General features: G+C 61.8%; 15 protein-coding genes, 2 tRNA genes and 1 other RNA gene. 7 read left to right on the top strand and 11 right to left on the bottom strand.

Annotated elements, in window-relative coordinates; all coding sequences use genetic code 11:
* Positions 1-151: 151 nt before the first annotated feature.
* The 8 genes from dprA to AC3E6W_RS05085 all read right to left on the bottom strand — a co-directional run bounded on the left by dprA (position 152) and on the right by AC3E6W_RS05085 (position 8,215).
* Positions 152-1,915, bottom strand: a complete 1,764-nt coding sequence (gene dprA / locus AC3E6W_RS05120; RefSeq protein ID WP_490652490.1) for a DNA-processing protein DprA — start codon at positions 1,913-1,915, stop codon at positions 152-154.
* 189 nt (positions 1,916-2,104) lie between these two features.
* Positions 2,105-3,643 carry a YifB family Mg chelatase-like AAA ATPase gene (locus tag AC3E6W_RS05115; protein ID WP_314082863.1) on the bottom strand — a complete coding sequence of 513 codons (1,539 nt, stop codon included), beginning with the start codon at positions 3,641-3,643 and terminating at the stop codon, positions 2,105-2,107.
* Complete coding sequence (locus tag AC3E6W_RS05110) at positions 3,643-4,026, bottom strand: YraN family protein (protein WP_490652554.1); 384 nt, start codon at positions 4,024-4,026, stop codon at positions 3,643-3,645. The genes AC3E6W_RS05115 and AC3E6W_RS05110 overlap by 1 nt, the downstream gene beginning before the upstream one ends.
* A gap of 349 nt (positions 4,027-4,375) precedes the next feature.
* A complete protein-coding gene (locus tag AC3E6W_RS05105) occupies positions 4,376-4,702 on the bottom strand; it encodes a DUF2469 domain-containing protein (protein WP_070649538.1) in 327 nt (108 codons plus the stop codon).
* Positions 4,703-4,820: 118 nt separating this feature from the next.
* Entirely contained in the window at positions 4,821-5,669 is an 849-nt protein-coding gene (gene rnhB, locus AC3E6W_RS05100; RefSeq protein ID WP_490652489.1) for a ribonuclease HII, read from the bottom strand.
* Between the two features lie 10 nt (positions 5,670-5,679).
* Positions 5,680-6,756 carry a signal peptidase I gene (lepB, locus tag AC3E6W_RS05095; protein WP_049334079.1) on the bottom strand — a complete coding sequence of 359 codons (1,077 nt, stop codon included), beginning with the start codon at positions 6,754-6,756 and terminating at the stop codon, positions 5,680-5,682.
* A 294-nt stretch (positions 6,757-7,050) separates the two neighbouring features.
* Positions 7,051-7,398, bottom strand: a complete 348-nt coding sequence (gene rplS / locus AC3E6W_RS05090; RefSeq protein WP_005507488.1) for a 50S ribosomal protein L19 — start codon at positions 7,396-7,398, stop codon at positions 7,051-7,053.
* Between the two features lie 217 nt (positions 7,399-7,615).
* Positions 7,616-8,215, bottom strand: coding sequence for a single-stranded DNA-binding protein (locus AC3E6W_RS05085; RefSeq protein WP_490652488.1), 600 nt, complete (start codon positions 8,213-8,215; stop codon positions 7,616-7,618).
* A gap of 506 nt (positions 8,216-8,721) precedes the next feature.
* On the opposite strand from AC3E6W_RS05085, the gene AC3E6W_RS05080 reads away from it, so the two are divergent.
* On the top strand, positions 8,722-9,621 hold the full coding sequence (locus AC3E6W_RS05080) for an HNH endonuclease family protein (RefSeq protein WP_294617589.1): 900 nt from the start codon (positions 8,722-8,724) through the stop codon (positions 9,619-9,621).
* A gap of 88 nt (positions 9,622-9,709) precedes the next feature.
* Here AC3E6W_RS05080 and AC3E6W_RS05075 read toward each other — a convergent pair.
* Positions 9,710-9,782: transfer RNA gene (locus AC3E6W_RS05075), tRNA-Arg, on the bottom strand.
* Between the two features lie 84 nt (positions 9,783-9,866).
* The gene (mptB, locus tag AC3E6W_RS05070) at positions 9,867-11,546 is read right to left on the bottom strand and encodes a polyprenol phosphomannose-dependent alpha 1,6 mannosyltransferase MptB (protein WP_070681647.1); all 1,680 of its coding nucleotides are present in this window, start codon (positions 11,544-11,546) and stop codon (positions 9,867-9,869) included.
* Positions 11,547-11,737: 191 nt separating this feature from the next.
* On the opposite strand from mptB, the gene orn reads away from it, so the two are divergent.
* The 3 genes from orn to def all read left to right on the top strand — a co-directional run bounded on the left by orn (position 11,738) and on the right by def (position 13,458).
* On the top strand, positions 11,738-12,394 hold the full coding sequence (gene orn / locus AC3E6W_RS05065; RefSeq protein WP_490652487.1) for an oligoribonuclease: 657 nt from the start codon (positions 11,738-11,740) through the stop codon (positions 12,392-12,394).
* A gap of 219 nt (positions 12,395-12,613) precedes the next feature.
* Positions 12,614-12,686 (top strand) — tRNA-His (locus tag AC3E6W_RS05060).
* 199 nt (positions 12,687-12,885) lie between these two features.
* Positions 12,886-13,458: a peptide deformylase gene (gene def, locus AC3E6W_RS05055; RefSeq protein ID WP_044141710.1), complete on the top strand. Its 573-nt coding sequence runs from the start codon at positions 12,886-12,888 to the stop codon at positions 13,456-13,458.
* A 123-nt stretch (positions 13,459-13,581) separates the two neighbouring features.
* Here def and rnpB read toward each other — a convergent pair.
* Positions 13,582-13,973: RNase P RNA component class A (gene rnpB, locus AC3E6W_RS05050), an RNA gene on the bottom strand.
* A 115-nt stretch (positions 13,974-14,088) separates the two neighbouring features.
* On the opposite strand from rnpB, the gene AC3E6W_RS05045 reads away from it, so the two are divergent.
* The 3 genes from AC3E6W_RS05045 to AC3E6W_RS05035 all read left to right on the top strand — a co-directional run bounded on the left by AC3E6W_RS05045 (position 14,089) and on the right by AC3E6W_RS05035 (position 18,576).
* The gene (locus AC3E6W_RS05045; RefSeq protein ID WP_070484263.1) at positions 14,089-14,883 is read left to right on the top strand and encodes a YaaA family protein; all 795 of its coding nucleotides are present in this window, start codon (positions 14,089-14,091) and stop codon (positions 14,881-14,883) included.
* A gap of 397 nt (positions 14,884-15,280) precedes the next feature.
* A complete protein-coding gene (locus AC3E6W_RS05040; RefSeq protein ID WP_049342810.1) occupies positions 15,281-16,345 on the top strand; it encodes a twin-arginine translocation signal domain-containing protein in 1,065 nt (354 codons plus the stop codon).
* Between the two features lie 398 nt (positions 16,346-16,743).
* Positions 16,744-18,576 carry an S-layer homology domain-containing protein gene (locus AC3E6W_RS05035; RefSeq protein WP_314871118.1) on the top strand — a complete coding sequence of 611 codons (1,833 nt, stop codon included), beginning with the start codon at positions 16,744-16,746 and terminating at the stop codon, positions 18,574-18,576.
* The last annotated feature ends 169 nt before the right edge of the window (positions 18,577-18,745 follow it).

Raw genomic sequence — 18,745 nt, 5'->3', positions numbered from 1 at the left:
GCAACGGCGGCACAAACCGGTTCTCCCCATTCTAAGCGTTGGCGTGCTCCACGGGCCTACACGAGACCTAAACCCCAGTTGGCGGTGGGTAACGAAAGGTACACCCCCGCGTTGAGGTGGAGCCGGGGTGGACTCTCCCCCGACTGCCTTCTCACGCTCCCTTCTTCGGGCGCATCTTACGCCAGCCGGTGCCGTTTCTCTCGGCCAGGCCCAGCCGTTCCAGTTGAGCGAGATCCATCATGACCTCTCGAGCACCCAGCCCCAGAGCGCTGGCGATATCATCCACACCGCGGTAAGAACGCAAGCCCAAATCGTCCCACACCCTTCCCTGCCGTTCCGTAAGGCCGTCAAGAACGGTGGAGGCCGCCGACTCCTCGGCATCCCAGTCCCCGGCATGTTCCGCGCCGAGCTCGTATCCCGCTGCGGCATCGTACTCCAACAGGTCGGCGGCCTCCGTCAAAATCTGGGCGAGCCCATCGCGCAGCAGGCGGTTCGTGCCCACCGAGTTGGGAGAGTTAATCTGCCCGGGAACAGCCCAGAGGGGGCGACCTATTTCGAGGGCGTGACGTGCGGTGTTGAGCGCCCCGGAGCGCCAACGGGCTTCAATCACGACCGTATGCCTAGCCAGCCCCGCGATGAGGCGATTGCGTTCCAGAAAACGCCAGCGGGTCGGGGTGTTGCCGATGCTCACTTCGCTCATGATGAGCCCGCGCTCGACGATGTCTCTGAGCGTATCGCCGTTCTGAGCGGGGTAGAGACGGTCCAGGCCTCCTGCCATGAATGCGACGGTGGGTAGCTCAGCGGTGCTGTGGGTGAGGGCCGCGCGATGAGCCGCGATGTCGATGCCCATCGCACCCCCGGAGATCACGAGGTACCCCCGGCGGGCGAGCTCAGCGGCCAGGTGCGTGGTCGCCTCGCTACCGTAGATGCTGGGGTCTCGCGAACCCACCAGGGCAGCACTCGGCAGGTTAGCGAGGTCGAGCAGATGCCGCGAATCCCCCAGACACCACAGTCCGTAGGGTTGGGCCGGGCCCAGGTCGCGGAGTTGCTCGGGCCAGAGCGGGTCGGCGGGGGTAACGAGCCACGCACCGAAGGTGGCGGCCATATGGGCCTCGGAGGCCAGGGTGCGTTCCATGCGGCGGTGCCAGCGCAGACGGCGGGTTGCGAGTCCCGCGTGGAAGGTATCGCGGTTCATCTGATGCTCTCCGGGGCGGTAGTAGTCGCACGTATTCGTCATGAGTCGGGGGCTCTTCTCGTCGCCCGCGACCCCGCGTAGAAAATCACCAATCTGCGGGTCCGGTTCGCCCAGCTCCCAGATCTCGGACGGCACCCTTTCGCCGGTGAGCAGGTAGTACACCGCGAGGGGCGTTCCCAGGCAGGCGAGCGCCTCAACCACAAGCTCGTCGGCGGGTTCTGCGCAGCGCATCAGCTGGGCGGTGCAACAGCGCACGTATTCGCGGCACGCGGCGGCAAGCTCTTCGGGGCTGAGGCTAGGATCGAAGAGCGGAGGTAGCCCGCCGGGTTCCTCGTTCGTTAAAACTCCGTCGAGTTTCTCAGCCCCGGATTTTTCCTCCCCTGCATCAGTCTTTTGAGGGTCGCCGATAGTCTCCTCCGCGCCCCGCTCCCCCGCGACCGCCGAAGGCTCAGGGACCGCCGAGGGCTCCGCATTTGCCGAAGGCTCAGCGTTCATCGAAGGGTCGGCCCTCAACGTACCGGAGTCTGCCGAATCTTCTTGCCCATCCTGCGGGTCGGGCAGGTACACCGGGTTGAGGCACGCGGCGAGGTACCCCGGCTTGCGCGCGGCGCTATAGGGACTCGGCGAGGGCTCGTTCCCCAGGGAAAGGATGTGCCGGGTCCGCCAGCGGGTCAGGGCCCGCAGGTCAAAGTCTGCCTCTAGGGCAAGCTCTCCCTGCACGTACCCTTGCCCCTTCGGTTTCGTTCCGGTCGCGGCGTGTGACGTCCCCTCTCGGGCGTTCCCCTTACTCCGCTTCGTACCGTGACGAGTGGCGGCTGAGCGGCGGTTTGTGGTTGAGGTCATTATCGTTCTCCCCTATCATCATTGATTTTCACGTCTTGAAGACCCTTGGTTAGCTTGCACCACGCGTTAGTGCAGCTGGCCCTGTTGGCGTAGGAACAGGGCCACGTCCAGGTGTTCCCGGCTCGGGTATGCGGCCCCTTCCAGGTCGGCCAGCGTCCAGGCGATGCGCAGCACCCGGTCGTAGCCGCGCGCCGTCAGGTTTCCCCGGTCGACAGCGGCGTTGAGCTCGCCGGTGAGTTTCGCGTCCAGGCGCAGCGGGCCGCGCAGAATCTTGCCGTTCATCTCCGCGTTCGTCTTCAGACCGTAGGGTTCTAATCGCTCGCGCTGAGCCTCACGGGCAGCCAGCACGCGCTTGCGAATCTGCGCCGAGCTCTCATTCATCTGACCTCCCGCAAGCTCCGTGGACGAGACCTTCGGGACCGTCACGTTGACGTCGATGCGGTCCACGAGCGGCCCGGAAAGACGCCCGAAGTAGGCGCGTCGCTCCCGGGGCGCGCAGGTGCACTCGGTACCGAGCCCCACGTTCATGCCGCAGGGGCACGGGTTGGCGGCCAGAATCAGCTGAAAACGCGCGGGATACGTGGCGGATGCGGTGGAACGGTCCAGGGTTACGACCCCGGATTCGAGGGGCTGGCGCAGGGAGTCGAGGACCGTACGTTTGAATTCGGGGGCCTCGTCGAGAAAGAGCACGCCGCGGTGTGCTTTAGAGACGCATCCGGGCCGAGGAATACCGCTGCCGCCTCCCAGAATTGCCGGCGCAGAGGCGCTGTGATGCGGGGCCTCGAAGGGAGGCTCACGCACCAGTTCGCTGAGCGCCTCACCCGCCGAGCAGAGGGAGCGGATGGCGGTCACTTCCATCGCCGCATCGTCGTCCAGGGGCGGCAGGATGCTCGGCAACCGCTCGGCCAGCATGGTTTTGCCCGATCCGGGAGGGCCGGTGAGGAGCATGTGGTGTCCACCGGCTGCCGCGATTTCCAGGGCGAAGCGGCCCTGCGCTTGACCGGCTACGTCGCTCATGTCCGAAGGAATACCCGCGTTTTTCTTGGGGAGGGCTTTCTCCTCGGGGTTCGGGGCGGGCGGGTAGGTTAGCTTCTGCGTCTGTGCCCCCAGAGCCGCGAACACCTCGGCCAGACAGCGGAATCCGCTCACCTGTGCGCCGGGGATGAGGGCCGCCTCCTCCGCATTTTCGGCGGGGACGATGACCCTGCGGTGCCCGGCGGCAACCGCGGCCTTCACGGCGGGCAGGATGCCCGGAACCGGGCGAATCGTCCCGTCGAGGCCCAGCTCCCCCAGGAACACGCTGTCCCCGCTCGGATGTAGCTTCTTCTCTGCCTGCAGCGCGGCCACCACGATAGCCAGGTCGAAGGCCGATCCGCGCTTAGGCAAGGTCGCCGGGGTCAGGTTGACGGTGAGCCGATGCTGGGTCAGGGTAATTCCGGTGTTCTTGGCTGCGGAGCGAACGCGCTCCTTGGATTCGTTGAGGGCGGTATCTGGCAGTCCCAGCAGCACGAAGCCTGGAAGTCCCTGCGAGATATCGGCCTCAACGTCAACGATGTGCCCGCTCAGCCCCACGAGGGCTACGGAGTAGGTGCGTGAGAAGCCCATTACGCCGCCCCCTTCAGGTGTTCGAAGGTAAAGGTTTCGCAGGTTCCGGTCACCGCAATCGCGTCTATGCGAAAACGCGCGAAGTCCAGGCTCTCGCGCAGGCGGCACCAGAGAATCGCCAGGGCGCGGGTACGGCGTGCCTTGTCGCGGCCGATAGCGGCGAAGGGGTGCCCAAAGTCCTCGGTGCTTCGGGTTTTGACCTCGATAAAGACGAGCTCATCATCGGGGTCGATCGCGACAATATCGATTTCGCCGCGAATCTGTTCGTGCTCCAGCCCGGCGGGCGGTCGCCAATTGCGGTCGACGATGCGGTAGCCGTTCGCCTCAAGGATGCGGCTGACCACCTCTTCGCCCCAGCGTCCGACGCCGTGAGCTCGGGGCAGGGCCCGCGTGACCGCGGCGGGGTTCTTCCGGGCGCGTCGCGCGCCTCTGCGGGGCGAGCCACCAGGTTCGTTCGTTCGGGGTGCCCGTGTTGTGGCCTGTGCGGTTGTCTGCGTTGCGATGCTCTGATGTTCGGGGGTCACGATTCCCTCCCACGGTAGATGATGGCTTGGTCGTGCTTCTACTGTGCCCAGGCGAACCGGGCCGAGGAATCGGAAAGAAAAAACTGTGGATAACCTCGGCTGCATCGCGGTCAGGGAGGTTATCCACAGCTTCTTATTTGAAATTTTGGGGGTATTTTTTCAAAAACTGGTCGAGGGGAATGTCATATACACACCGGTTACCGGAGCACTAGGCGCTGAAATCCGGCATCTCGGGGACCGTGAATTCCTGGTTGGGCAGGCGCTCCTCTACGTTCACATCGCGTACCGAGTAGGCGTGCACCTTCTTCACAAAGCGGTTGGAGCGGAACACGTCCCACACCCAGACATCGCTCATGAGCACCTCGAAGTAGAGGGTGCCGTCCTGCACGTGTGGGGTCACATCCACCTGATTTGCCAGGTAGAAGCGCCGGTCGGTTTCCACCGCGTAGCTAAAGAGCGACATGACGTCCTTGTACTCGCGGTACAGCGCCATCTGGGCTTCCGTCTCGTAGTTTTCGAGGTCTTCTGCGCTCATTCTTCCTCCTACAGTCATTCTCTGCTGCGCGTGCAACTCGGGTGTCTCTCAGCGGGTATCTCACCAGCATTGCGGGGTGCTTCAAGCAATACTCAGGCTCCCTCAACGGCGCTCTCCCCTAGCGTTCGGGGCTCTTCTCCCCGAATACGCGGGCCCGCTGCGCGGCCGCTATCTGCTCGGCGGTGGCCGGTAGCGACCAGGACAGGCGGTGCATCGGGCTGGGGCCCTGCGCGCTGATTGCCTCACGGTGGGCGGCCGAGCCGTAGCCCTTGTTCTTCGCCCAGCCGTACCCCGGGTGAACCCCGTCGAGGGCCACCATCAGCTCGTCTCGCTCAACCTTCGCCACCACAGAGGCAGCCGCAATCGAGGCGCACTTGTAGTCGCCCTTGATGACCATGGTCACGGGCATAGCCGCGGGTTCCCCAACCCCTTCCCAGGCCTCGGTCAGCAGAGCGTCGTAGCGCGCCTGCGCCGGGTCCGGCGCCAGCGCGCTGAACAGGTCCTCCTGCGGAGGAGTGAGCCAGTCGTGCTTGCCGTCGAGTAGGGCGGCATCGGCACGGTAGCCTCGGCGTGCCAGAGCGGCCAGGGCCCGCTGGGCGGCGAGCCGCAACGACAGGGTCATGCCCAGCGCATCCACGTCCTGCGGGTCCACGTGGCCCACTTCAACGGCGCACCAGCGGCGGATCTCGGGGACCATGGATTCGCGGCGCGCGGGCGAGAGGGCCTTGGAGTCAATTAGCCCGCCCACCTCAAGAGTGGCGTCCGGGCTAAGAATTGCGACGCCCACGCTGACAGGGCCAGCCATGGAGCCGCGTCCCACCTCGTCGATACCCGCCACCGCGCGAGCCCCCACCTCGAAGAGTCGCTTCTCATGCTCCAGGTCGGCGGCGGGCTTTGGCGCCCGAGGCTTCGCAGCCTTGGACTTCTCCGCTTTTGCGGGTTCCTCAGCCTGTGCGCTCACCGTCATGGCCTCTCTCCTACTGCTCGGGGGTCGAGGTCGGAGAGGGAACCGAGGAGAACACAGAGCTCTCGTCGGTCAGCAGGCCGAAGTGGTTCAGCGGCCAGGCCACCACGAAGACGTTACCCTGAACGTCATCCTTCGAGATGAAGGCGGTGCCGTCAGAGATATGGTAGCGGGAATCCGCAGAGTTGCTACGGTGGTCGCCCATCACGAAGTACTTGTCCTTGGGCACGGTCACCTTGAAGGCCAGCTCGGAGGGCTGGTTGCCCGGGTACAGGTAGGGCTCGTTAATCTCCACGCCATTGACCTTGATCTTACCGGAGCCATCGCTCTCCACCACGTCACCGGGAGTGCCGATAACGCGCTTGACCAGGTAGTTCGAAGAGGTATCGGGCAGAACACCCACGAAGGAGAGGCCTTCCTTAATGGGGTTGCTGCTCTTCTGGGTCGAAGGAATCCAGCCCTGCGAATCCTTGAACACGATGACGTCACCGCGCTTGGGCTCATTGAAATAGGAACCCGCCACGTTGATGAACACGCGGTCGTTGACCTGCAGGGTCTGCTCCATCGAACCGGAGGGAATGTAGAAACCGCGCAGCAGGAAGGTCTTAATCAGGAACGCAATAATCAGAGCGTAGAGAACCACGGTACCACCCTCACGCACCTGAACCCAGGCCCATTCACCCAGGCGGTCCTCCTCGCGGGCCTTAGCGAAGGTCAGCTCGGCCTGCTCGGCGCGCTTGGCCTTGCGGCGCTCCTTGGCGGTCATGGTCGAGGGGTCTTCGGGCTTCTCCTCGTCCTTCTCGGCGCTCTTATCGGCGGTGGTTGCGGCGCCCTCTTCTTCCGAGCCCTTGGTATCAGGTGCTTCCGCGGGCTGAGCGGATGCGCTCGCCGCCTCGGCAGCGGCGGGTCGAGCGTCGCCTACGTGGGATTCCTCGCCCTGTTCAGAGGAGGCCAGCTCAGCCTGTTCACGTTTCTTCTCTTCGGCCAGACGCGCGGCATACTCCTCCATCTCACGGCGCTCGCGACGGGATTGGGGCTTATATCCCTCGGGATAGGGGCTGTTGTTCGCAGTCGTCTTGTCATCTGCCATGCTGAAGAGCCTTTCGTTTGAGAGACATGTAGGCCAACCTGAGTGAGGCGGTACCTAGCTATTGTAACGAGAGCACCTGTGCCGCCGCCTCTTTGACTCGTATAGCGAAGCTCCGCCGAGCCCTACAGCTCGCCGACAGCAGGGACCTAGAGAAGGCTCCTCCGTTCGCTTCCCCCGCTTCTAGACAGCGCATCACCGTATTCGGGGTGCTCGCCCGGATACGCAAAAACCGCCCCACACTCCGCACGGGTGCGGATGGGAGCGGTTTGCAACAGAATTCTGAATCGATAAAGATTAGAACTCGCGCTTCTCGCGGATACGAGCAGCCTTACCGTGGCGGTCGCGCATGTAGTACAGCTTTGCACGACGGACGTCACCGCGGGTCACAACCTCAATCTTCTCGATGGAGGGAGAGTGAACGGGGAAGGTACGCTCAACACCAACGCCGAAGGAAACCTTGCGGACGGTGAAGGTCTCGCGAACGCCTGCACCCTGGCGGCCAACGACGAAGCCCTTGAAGACCTGGATACGGTGGTTCTTACCTTCAACGATCTTAACGTGAACGTTCAGGGTGTCACCGGGGCCGAAGGCGGGGACGTCGTCACGGAGGGACTTCTTGTCGAGGAAGTCAAGAGTCTGCATAGTTGTAGATCTCCAGAGCCATCTGCCGCAGGTCAAATAGACTCAGATTGCTCTGCCCCACAGCGGGACAGAAAACTTCATGCTTCGGACAGGATTGGTGCCCGAAGGTTGACATCGTTGGTCGCTCTCCCCCCTGCGGCAGGGGCGTGCCCGATGTCAACACAATGCTCCATTATCCCAATGCACCAGCGTTTATGCAAGCATCCGGGGAGCACTTTTAGAAGGGGGGTTCGTCACTCTGAGCTCCCCCACCCTGGGATGCGCTGCCCTGCACGCCCCCACCCTGGGATGCGCCGCCCGGTGTTCCTCCGTTCGGTGCTCCCGCAACCTGCACTCCAGCGCTCTGAGCCACCGTGCTCGGCAACTCGGCGTTCTGGGGCACATGCGACACCGCATCCGGCGCGCCCTGCGGCGTATTCGGCAGCGCGCCCAGCGGGGCGTCCTCGTGGAGCGCGCGCTTCTCCACGGTGCGGGCAAAGGAACTGGTGCCGTAGTTCAGGTCGTGGCCGATGCCCTGCGCGTCAATCTCCACGGTAGTTCCCTGCGTGCCGTCCTCGCGGTTCCAACGGTTGATGCGCTGGCGCCCGCTAATGACGAGCGGCTGCCCCTTCTGCACCGAGACGGCGATGTTCTGCGCCAGGCGGCGGTAGGCCTTAATGGTGTACCAATTGGTCGTGCCCTCCTTCCAGGTTCCGGTAGCGTCCTGCCAGCGCGGGGTGCTGGCCAGGCGGAAGTTCACGACGGGCACGCCGTTCGGCAGGGCCGCCAAGGTCGGGTTGGATGCGGTGAATCCGCGGATTACGATGGTGTCGCTCACGATATCTCCTATGATTTCTTGGGGCTAACCCCGGGCTAAAGCCTCTGCACCGGCTGGCCCGAACCGGTTGAGGGGCCTCCACTCGGGCTCCCGGTCGGTTGCCCCAGGTTGGGTTGGGCCGGTTGATCAGCCTCGGTCAAGTTGGGCCGGCAGGTTACCCGGTCGGTTCTTAGGGTAGGTTTCTTCTACTGTGCCGCGTGCGCCGCCACCGGGTGCCCGCCCCTCGCGCATCTGTGGATAATTCACGGTCTTATCGCGCTATCATCCCGCCTGTGGACGAAATATTTGAACGTTTGGGGTAGTTTTTTCAAAAAACCGACGCGAGGAACCGTCATTGGAACGAATTATGACGCCATCCGCATCCTCGCTCCCCTCCTCGCAGAGGCGAGCTAATTCACGGCGAGCGAGTTACCTTTTACACCGCAAGCCCTCTATCCTTGATGGAGCGGCGACCCGCTGCTTTGACCAATACCTGACCGATACACCGTGCTACCCCCGGAGTTTCCGTGAGCAAAAAGCCCATGAACAGCAACGACCTGCCCACGCTGCAGGATCTTCAGCGGATTCAACGCAACCTACCCAGACTCCCCGAGTCCATGGACCCGCAGAAGAAGCGCCTCATCTACGGCCTGCTGGCCCTTCTGGCCATCATTCTGCTGATTGTCGGCATGATTTACGTGAGCAAACACGGCGAGGGCGGCCTCTTCGGTTCGGAGTCTTCGACCTCCGCTACCGACGACGATGACGCCAACGTAGCAACCGAGACGCTCTCCGAGGTCAAGAACCCATACAAGGCGGTTGATCCCGCCACCGCGCTCGCGCCGGATCTGGCCACCGCGAAGAGCGAGCTGGCCTCGCTGCAGGTGAAAGATTGGGCTCCCAAGACCGGTTACTCCCGCGATCAGTTCGGCCCCGCCTGGGATGACGTTGACGGCAACAAGTGCAATACCCGCGACGACATTCTGCGCCGCGACCTGACCAATATTCGTTTCAAGGTTAAGACCCATGCGTGCACCGTCATTACCGGCACGCTGGCAGACCCGTACACCGGTAAGACCATCGAGTTCAAGCGCGGCAAGAAGACCTCCGCGGCCGTACAGATTGACCACGTGGTCGCCCTATCGAACGCATGGCAGACCGGCGCGCAGGACCTGAGCGCCGAGCAGCGCCGCCAGCTGGCAAACGACCCCGAGAACCTGCTCGCCGTGGACGGCCCTGCCAACCAGCAGAAGTCCGATGCGGATGCCTCCGAATGGTTGCCGAGCAACGCCTCCTACCGCTGCACCTACGTGGCTCGCCAGGTGCACGTGAAGGCCAAGTACAAGCTGTGGGTGACCGCCGACGAGAAGAAGGTCATGGAGCGCACCCTCAACTCGTGCAAGGACACGAACCCGACCAAGAAGTAACGCGCCCCGCATCTTTGCGGTAGCTCAAGGGTATAAAGAAAACCGCCCCGCACCCCCGTTGAAGGGTGCGGGGCGGTTTTCGTTACGGCGCCCCAGGAGGGAATCGAACCCCCGACCAAGAGATTAGAAGGCTCCTGCTCTATCCTCTGAGCTACTGGGGCCTTCCTCTAGGGTACACGAGTCCTGGCTGTTCCCCGCACGTTTGGACGCCCAGAGGAACCGTCGGGGCGGAACACTCGAGGGGGTTAGCTCCGCGTGGAGCCGGTCAGCACCTCTCGCTCCTGCTTCTTTGCCTCGCGGCGGCGTGCACGGCGGCTCGATGCGCCGGGGAACAGCTGCCACCACAGGCGAATCGCGGTGCGGCGCACCTGCGTGGGGCGGAAGCTCACGTACACCATGCGGCGGGTTGCCGGGTCGAGGACCATGAGGTACACAATGTAGCCCAGGCAGACCACCGTTGCGATAAGTCGGCCCATATCCTGGTTGAAATCGCGCAGATAGGGCGAAACGTTCAGCTGGTCGCTCACGCCGTAGGCCATGAAGAACAGCGTAGTGATGAAGTACCACATGAGCTGAAAGTGCGAGCGCAGACCGGTCGCGGCAAGCATTGGGATAGCCCAGAGCAGGTACCACGGCTGAATCATGGGGCTACACAGGAGCATGAACAGGATGGCCAGGCCGGCGTGGCGCACGATGTTGCGGTCGCGTCCAACGAATGCCATTGCTACCGCTCCGAGCATACCGATGCCCTTGCCGACGGTCTCGATGAGTTTGCGAATGACCTCGAAGGTATCCCCCTGCGTGAAGAGGGATGCCGCGCCAATCACCAGCCCGAAGGGGGTGTACCAGATGTACTGGCCGCCGGTCGTGGAAAGCGCCTTAATCCAGCCGAATTCCAGGCCGGTCACCCAGCCCATGAGCGCCATTTCGGCAAGCAGCAGCACACCGGAGAAAGCCCAAAACACGAACTTGCGCGGCCAGGAGGCGTTCTTGCCCGCCCAGAGCAGACCCACGAAGGGCAGCACCACGAGGGCGAGCGGCTTGACGGCAACGCCGAGGGCTACGAAGGTCACGCCGAGCGGGCCGCCCCATCGGGTGTCGCGGTAGCGCTTGGCGTAGTAGAGGCCGCCGAGCATGAACATGGTCATAAGCGAATCGTTGTGGCCGCTGGCGATAAACGATGCGATGAACAGCGGGTTCGGGCCGATCTGCCAGAGGGCGCGGACCTGGTTGAAGCCGTGTGCCTTGGCGAGTTTTGCCACATAGAAGAGAATACCGATGACCGCGAGCACGGAGAGCAGGCGGAAGTAGAAGAGGGAGAGGTCGATGTTCTCCCCCGCCAGGCGCACAATCCACTCTTCGAGCTTGAGGGAGACCGGGCCGTACGGGGGCGGGGATTCCGCCCACATGGGGTCCGCACCGTTCTGCATGAAGTTCGAGATTTCGGAGACTCCGTGCTTGTACGGGTTGAGGCCGTGCGCCATGACCATGCCCTGACCGTAGTAGGAGAACATATCGCGGCTGTAGATGGTGAAGGCGAAGATCTGCGGCAGGGACCAGCTGGTGATGACGGCAATCATCCAACGCATGGTGTTGGGTTCGTTCCAATCGCCCATCTTCTGGTAGATGCGCAGCCATTCACGGCACATAATCATGGCGCCGAGGGCCAGCAGGATAATGCCGGCGATGACCCATACGGCGTCAAACCTGATGGCGCGAATCAGGTCGTAGCGCCAAAAGCTGGAGCTATCCGAGAGCCATCCGACGGTGTAGGACCCCAGGGTGACCATGATTGAGCCGATGGTGCCAATGACGAGCGTTCGCAGACGGTGGTTATTGACGTAATCCAGCAGCCGGGGTGAGAGGGGTGCGTCGTGTGCTCTGGTGGCGGCGAGCCGGTGTGCGGGCTCTTTCAGTGAGCGCATTACTCCCTTTCTGTATGCGTCGTCTCTTTGGCTTTTATCATACCCGAGCGCTTCACCGGAGCCCGGCGGATTCGGGTGCGAGCGCGCGGTGTGGACACCGCCTCTGCACACACCTGAGCGTTCTTATACGTTCCGACTATGTTCCGACGCGCGGAGGGGCGAGCGGGCGCGAATGAGGGTAGAGTTGGAGTGTGAGTATTTCTAGTGAACGTATTGTATGGATTGACTGCGAGATGACCGGCCTCGACGTGGCCAATGACGCCCTGATTGAGGTGGGCGTTCTGGTCACCGATGCCGACCTCAACATTTTGGGTTCGGGCGTGGAGTTTGTCATTAAGCCCGGCGACGAGTCCCCCGCGGGTGCGATGGAGAACATGAACGACTTTGTGCGTTCGATGCACGAGTCCTCGGGTCTGCTGGACGACCTCGAGAACGGCGTGTCGATGGATTACGCCCAGGAGCAGGTGCTCCGCTACGTGAAGAAGTATGTTCCTGTGGCGGGCAAGGCGCAGCTGGGTGGTAACTCGGTGGGCATGGATAAGCGCTTCCTGGAACGTTACATGCCGCAGGTGATGGACCATCTGCACTACCGCGTGATTGATGTGTCCACGATTAAGGAGCTGGCTTCGCGCTGGTACCCCGCCGCCCGTCACAGCGCCCCGGTGAAGACCGGTCACCACCGCGCGCTGGGCGATATTAAGGATTCGATTGACGAGCTGAAGTACTACCGTCGCGCAATTTTTGTGGAGCAGGGTCCGGATGCCGTGGCCGCCGCTAAGATTGCCCGCGAGGTTGAGGCGGAGCGCGTCGAGCTGGAGGCGAAGGCCGCCGAACCTGCCGAGCAGTAGCCGAGCGCTATGCAACGGCGCCTGAGCGCGATGTAGCTGTGCACCGGGATGCGCGTCCTCCGGGCCCTCGAGGGGGTCCCGGGGCGTGCGTCCGGCGCCCCCCCCAACCCCTATCTCAAACTGTAACGAGCATCACCCGATCTCAGCTTGGCAGGGTTCGTGAACTCATGTACAGTAGTATCCGTTGCACATCGCAAGGGAAACCAAGCGAAGCACATGGTGGTCGTAGCTCAGTTGGCAGAGCGCCTGGTTGTGGTCCAGGAGGTCGCGGGTTCAACCCCCGTCGATCACCCCGATGGAAAGGGTCGTTATGGTTATCCGTAACGGCCCTTTCGCTTTACCCTCACCTCGGTTTACCTGGACAAGGTTTACCGGAGCAAAACTTTTACACCAGCATTTTCAACCCTTCGAACGAGAACAGAATGCCCCGCGACTTCATGCGGCAGGCGCACCCGATAGGTCCCCGTTCAACACAAGCAAAGGATGATTCTGTGGCTATTCGCCCCATCGTTATTCACGGCAACCCCGTTCTGCACCGCCCCGCGGCACCCGTCACCGAGTTTAATGATGAGCTCAAGGAGCTCGTGGCTGACATGTACGAAACCATGGACGCATCCAACGGCGTGGGTCTGGCGGCACCGCAGATCGGTGTGGGCCTGCGCATCTTCACCTACAAGATGGAGAACGAGGACGGCGTTCCCCCGCGCGGCTGCATCATCAACCCGGTGCTGACCCTGGGCAAGATTTCTACCGCCGACCCGGATCCCTACGAGGAGGAAGAGGGCTGCCTGTCCTTCCCCGGTTACGGCTTCCCCCTCAAGCGCGCCGAGTGGGTCACGGTGAACGGCCTTGACGAGCACGGCAACCCCGTCCACTTCGAGGCGACCGGCTGGTTCGCACGCTGCATGCAGCACGAGACCGACCACCTGGACGGCAAGCTGTACGTGAACCGCCTGAACAAGAAGTGGACCGGCAAGATGAAGAAGGTCGTCAAGAAGGAAGGCTGGACCGTGGACGGCAACTCGTGGATGCCGGGCGTGGATCCCGATCCCTTCGGCCACTAATCGGACCCTCCTAGGGCCCCCTAGAGGTCGGGCGGGCCTCCCCCGAAGCTTTAAGGCGAAGACCGCGAACGCGTTAGAAAATGCGTTCGCGGTCTTCGCTTACCATCTGCGGATGGTGACGTGAAAACGGGTCGTCCTATGAGCCGGGTTCTGTCTAAAACGCCGCCCGAAGGGGCGTTTCGAGGCAATCATCTATCTAGAACGTACGTTGCCGCACGTCTCAAGCAGCCTACCCGAATACGCACCCCGAGAACCGGGGATCGGGCGCACTACCCTACCATGGCGCATCCTATTTGACCTTGCTCCGGATGGGGTTTACCTAGCCGGGCACGTCACCGCGCCCGCTGGTGGTCTCTTACACCACCCTTTCACCCTTACCGCGGCGAACCGCGGCGGTTTACTTTCTGTGGCACTGGCCTGCGGGTTACCCCGAGTGGATGTTATCCACCATCCTGTGCTGTGGAGCCCGGACTTTCCTCGAAGCACGTGTGCCTCGCGATTGCCCGGACGGCCCGTTTTCACCCCACTCATTATACGCATACCTCTCGGGGCGGTTATTTACCGGGTTCGTCTCGCGGGTACGCTGGAATCTCGCGGATGCGCTGGCAGCCTGCCAGGTACACTGGGTAGATGCTAATTCTTCTTCCCCCGTCTGAAGGTAAGACCCCCGCCCCGGCGGGCAACGCACCGGTTTCTTTTGCTGATCTCTCCTTTCCGGAGCTGACTGCTGAGCGTGAGAGCGTCCTGGAGGAGCTGACCGCGGTCAGTTCGGGCCCCGATGCCCTGGCGGAGCTCAAGGTGGGTGCGTCCCTCGAAGCAGAGGTGGAGCGCAACACGCGCCTGCTGTCCGAGCCGGCGCAGCCCGCGATTCGCACCTATACGGGCGTGCTGTTTGAGGCGCTGGATTACGCGAGCTTCTCCCCCGCCGAGCGCGATGCGGCGCACTGGTCGCTGCTGATTTCTTCGGCCCTGTGGGGTGTTCTGCGCCCCGAGGATGCGATTCCCGCCTACCGTCTGTCCATGGGTGTGAAGCTGGGTTCGATTGGTGCGCTGGCAAACTTCTGGAAGGGTGCGCTGGGCACCGCCCTGGAGGCAACCGCGAAGGACCAGCTGATTCTGGATTGCCGTTCTGCAGCCTACGCGAAGTCGTGGGTGACTCCCCCGTCGCAGACTCTGGCGGTTCGCGTGGAGCGTGTGGCGGCCGATGGTTCTCGCAAGGTCGTCTCACACATGGCGAAGCATTACCGCGGCCTCTTTGCTCGGTATCTGATTCAGTCGGGATTGGCGGCGCGCCCCCTAGATGGTTCCACGGCGGGTATCGCCGAATTCTTGGAGGCGGTCAGCGAGGATTGGGCGGTGGAGTGCGCTCTGCCCACGGCTCGTAAGGCGGGTGTCCTGACCCTCCTCGTGCACGAGGGGCAATAAATCCCAGCGGGCTTTATGTCGTGATTTTAGCCGGGCGGTGCGATCGTGCTGCCCGGCTAAAAATTTAAATATTAAGAAATTTTTACCCTTAAAAGAGTCGCGGGAAATAACATTCTTTCTCAGTGATTTAGCATTTCCTCTCATCGACGCTTTCCTAATGCGCTCTACGGCAGAGGTATCACTCAGCGCACCGTTTTCTTTAACCATTCGATGTGTTTATAGTATTAATTAACCCCTCACCGAGAGGGATTGCATATTCACCTCGCGTTCTCTCGACTCAGCGCTATCGAAGCCCGATACGTCCTGCACGCCGATAGGTCTCGCTCGGATTATGGCCGAGCTACAGGTCTAGCGGCGGTATAACAATTCATTCAGAAACACACCGATTGGACACGATATGTCTACCTCGTCATCTCGTCGCCTCTTCCTGAAGGGCACCGCCGCCCTCGGTATCGCCGGGGCGCTAGGAGCTGGCCAGCTCGCCCTGCAGGGTGCACAGGCCGCAACCCTGGACATTCAGAGCGTTCCTCTGGATTTGCAGGTCAATCAGGCAATGATTGATATCAGCGGATTTACCCTCTCCTACGAAGTTTCCGGTTTGCAACCGATCTTTGAAAACGGGCTATATACTCCCTATTTTGAAATCGGTAACTACACCGAGGATAAGGGATTTAAAGTATTCTATTTTATTTCCCTCGAGAAGAATCGTTTGGATACCGATAATGTGTACCGCCAGACGGTCATTCTTCCCACGGGTATGACGACCGGCCCGAAGGGAAAGTACGGTATTCGCCTTACCCTGCGCCCCTACAATAAGCAGTACACCATTCTGCGCACGATGGTTTCTGACGTTACCGTCAATACCGATTACGCGCGGACGCCTTTCATTATTGACCTGGAAGACGAAGATCCGTACTCCTACGACGTATACACCGTGTGCCAGCAGAAGATGATGCTCATCGACAAGAACCGCCGCATCTACCCTTACCGCGCGGCCACGCGCGGCGACCTTATGGATACGCTGTACCGCACGGTGGGTTCGCCCAAGGTAGTTCTCCCCGCAGTTTCGCCGTACCCGGATGTTTCGCCGAAGGACCCCCGGTACGCCGCCTACATCTGGGCCGTGCAGAAGGGACTGACGAGCGGCTGGTCCGACGGCAAGATGCATCCGGAGGCGGTGGCTCACCGCACCACGATGGCCGCTTTCCTGTATCGCTTCAACGAGGCGTACCCGGCCCTTACCGAAGGAACCCACCCCACTCCGGTGGCGCCTGCGGATATGCACCCCGGTTCTCCCTTCTTTAGGGAATCCGTGTGGTTGCATACGCGCGCGAATATCGACCCGAATTTCGCGTACAAGAGCGCAAATTTCTTCCCGGACCAGGAAGTCACCCGTGCGGAATGGGCGCGAGCCCTGATTATGCTGCACGCGGATACCCTGTGTGCCAATATGCGAGATTAAGGGCGGGTCGGGACTCACCCGGCCTTTCCCTAATCTTTCTTCGCTAGATACCTAGTATTGCGATTGTTTATCAAACCCACCGCACGACGAGACTTATCAACTTTATATAGTTGATAATTTGGTTTTTATCGATTGTGCGGTGGGTTTTCTGCCTCGTTTGGAGCATGGAGCTTTGCCCGCGACTCAGTGTTTGTGCTTATCAGCACAATATTTAGGCATATTTTCCACCTCATGCACATAGTTTTTAAAGTTATACTTCAGCTTAAGATCAGCCTTCTGGTGTGAAACTTTTTCCAAGTCCACAACCGCCCCGATTACGGCAGGTCTTATCTATTTGCTACGGTGTTGATACGCACTTCCACACAATGCGTCACACCGATAAAACTGATTGGATACCAATGTCCTCACTTCAGAGCCATCCGCGTTTCGTATTCTCTAAGAATATGGTGAAGGGCGGTTGCGCCCTCACCCTTGCCGGCGCGATGCTCCTGCCTCTCTCCCCGGCCATGGCGGCCCCCACGGCGAATACCCCGGCAGTAGCCGGTGCCGTGCAGCAGGGAGAAGCACAGAACACGCAGCACCTGCAGGTCACCTCCGGCACCTTCGACATCCTCAAGGGCGGCACCATCACCGTTAACGGCTCCGGATTCTCCCCCGAGTTCGTGCACGATAAGTCTTTCCGTCTTTACATCGTGCCCAAGGGTGAGAGCATCGCTTTCCCGCCGCATCACCCGCGCAGCTACCCCTACTACGCCCAGGACGTGCCCTCCACCGCCTTTGCTGCGGACGGCACCGTGAAGCTCACCGCATCGGTGGACGCCAACTTCTTTGAGGCAACAGGCTCCTCCTTCGACGTGGTGCTCGGCTACCGCGACTCCGACCAGGACGGTTGGATTCCGGCGGGCGAGACTCGCACCGAGCTGAAGGTTGCCGCCGTTCCCACGGTTTCGTCCCCGACCCTGAGCTACAGCGCTTCGACTGTGGATGCTTCGGCAAACACCTCGATCACCGTGAACGGCGCTGGATTCCAGGACATTTCCTACAACGGCAACGAGTCTCTGATTCTGGCCGTGCGCGCCGTTGACCCGGCCACCGGCAAGCCGACCGGTCCCGCGCTGGCTCAGTCCGAGGCAAAGTTCACCTACTACTCGGCCTTCTTCGGCCAGTACATGGGCTACGTTAACGGCCGTTTCAGCACGAACCTGAACATCCCCGCGGGCACCCTGAAGGCTGGCACTTCCTATGTGGTGCAGACCTTCGAGTACACGGTCCCGGAAGACAACGACCAGGCGAACGAGCAGGCCCTGAGCACCCAGGCATTCGTGCCGGTGACCGGCGTGAACGCCGTCCACGCAGACCCCTCGGTTACCCTGAGCACCGATTCGGTGGATCTGGGCTCTTCCACGACGGTTCGTGTGAAGGGCTCCCACCTCAATGTTCCGGCCGGTTCTTCGGTCCAGGTTCTCTTCTCCGCCGCCGAGGCTGACGGTCAGCCCACCGGCGACCCCATCCAGAAGGTTGTGCTCCCCGCCAACCGCGTGTCCCAGGGCGCCTTCGAGACTGCCCTGTCGATTGACGGAACCCAGCTCGAGGCCGATGGCCACTACGCGATCTTCGTGAACGTGGTATCGGCCAAGGGCGAGAGCGAGCGCGTCTCGGCCACCTACCTGAACCTGACCGGCACCTCGCCGCAGCAGAAGAATGGTTTTGCCGACGTTCCCTCCACCCACTCCCTGTACAAGGCCGTGCAGTGGGCCAACGAGAAGAAGCTCCTGGACCCGCACGAGAAGACCTGGTTCGGGGCGAACGATAACGCAACCCGCGGCGACCTGACCGTTGCCCTGTACCGCCTGGCGGGTTCGCCGAAGGTCACCCTTCCCGCGACCAGCCCTTATAAGGATGTGAAGACCACCGACCCGAACTACTCTGCCTACATTTGGGCTCGTCAGAAGGGTATTACCTACGGTTGGGCCGACGGTAATTTCCACGCCGAGGCCGGTGTCTCGAACGCCACCGTGGCGGCCTTCCTGTACCGTTACGACGGCAAGAAGCGCGTGACCGTCACCCAGGCTCCGTACACGGACGTCAAGGTGGGTTCGGCGTTCTACCGCGAGATTACCTGGGCTAAGCAGCGTAATCTTCAGGTGTTCCCGGGCAGCAACTACTACCCCACGGCTCTGGCAAGCCGTGGCGAGCTGGCCGGGTTCCTGATGAACTACGCAGGCCGCTAAGGGCTGACAAAGCCTTCTTCTGCCGGGCGGATGCGAATGTTACCGAAAGGTGCGTCGCGCATCCGCCCGGCAGGTTTTTGCGGGGGTGGAAGCCTCGCCAATCGCCTGGCTCATCCCTCACCGTTGAGCCTATTTCTGTAAAACCACCCCGGCAGTATTCCATCATGTC

Source organism: Rothia sp. SCPM-O-B-18226 (M350) (genome assembly GCF_058213595.1).
This window is presented reverse-complemented; position numbering and strand designations above follow the sequence as displayed.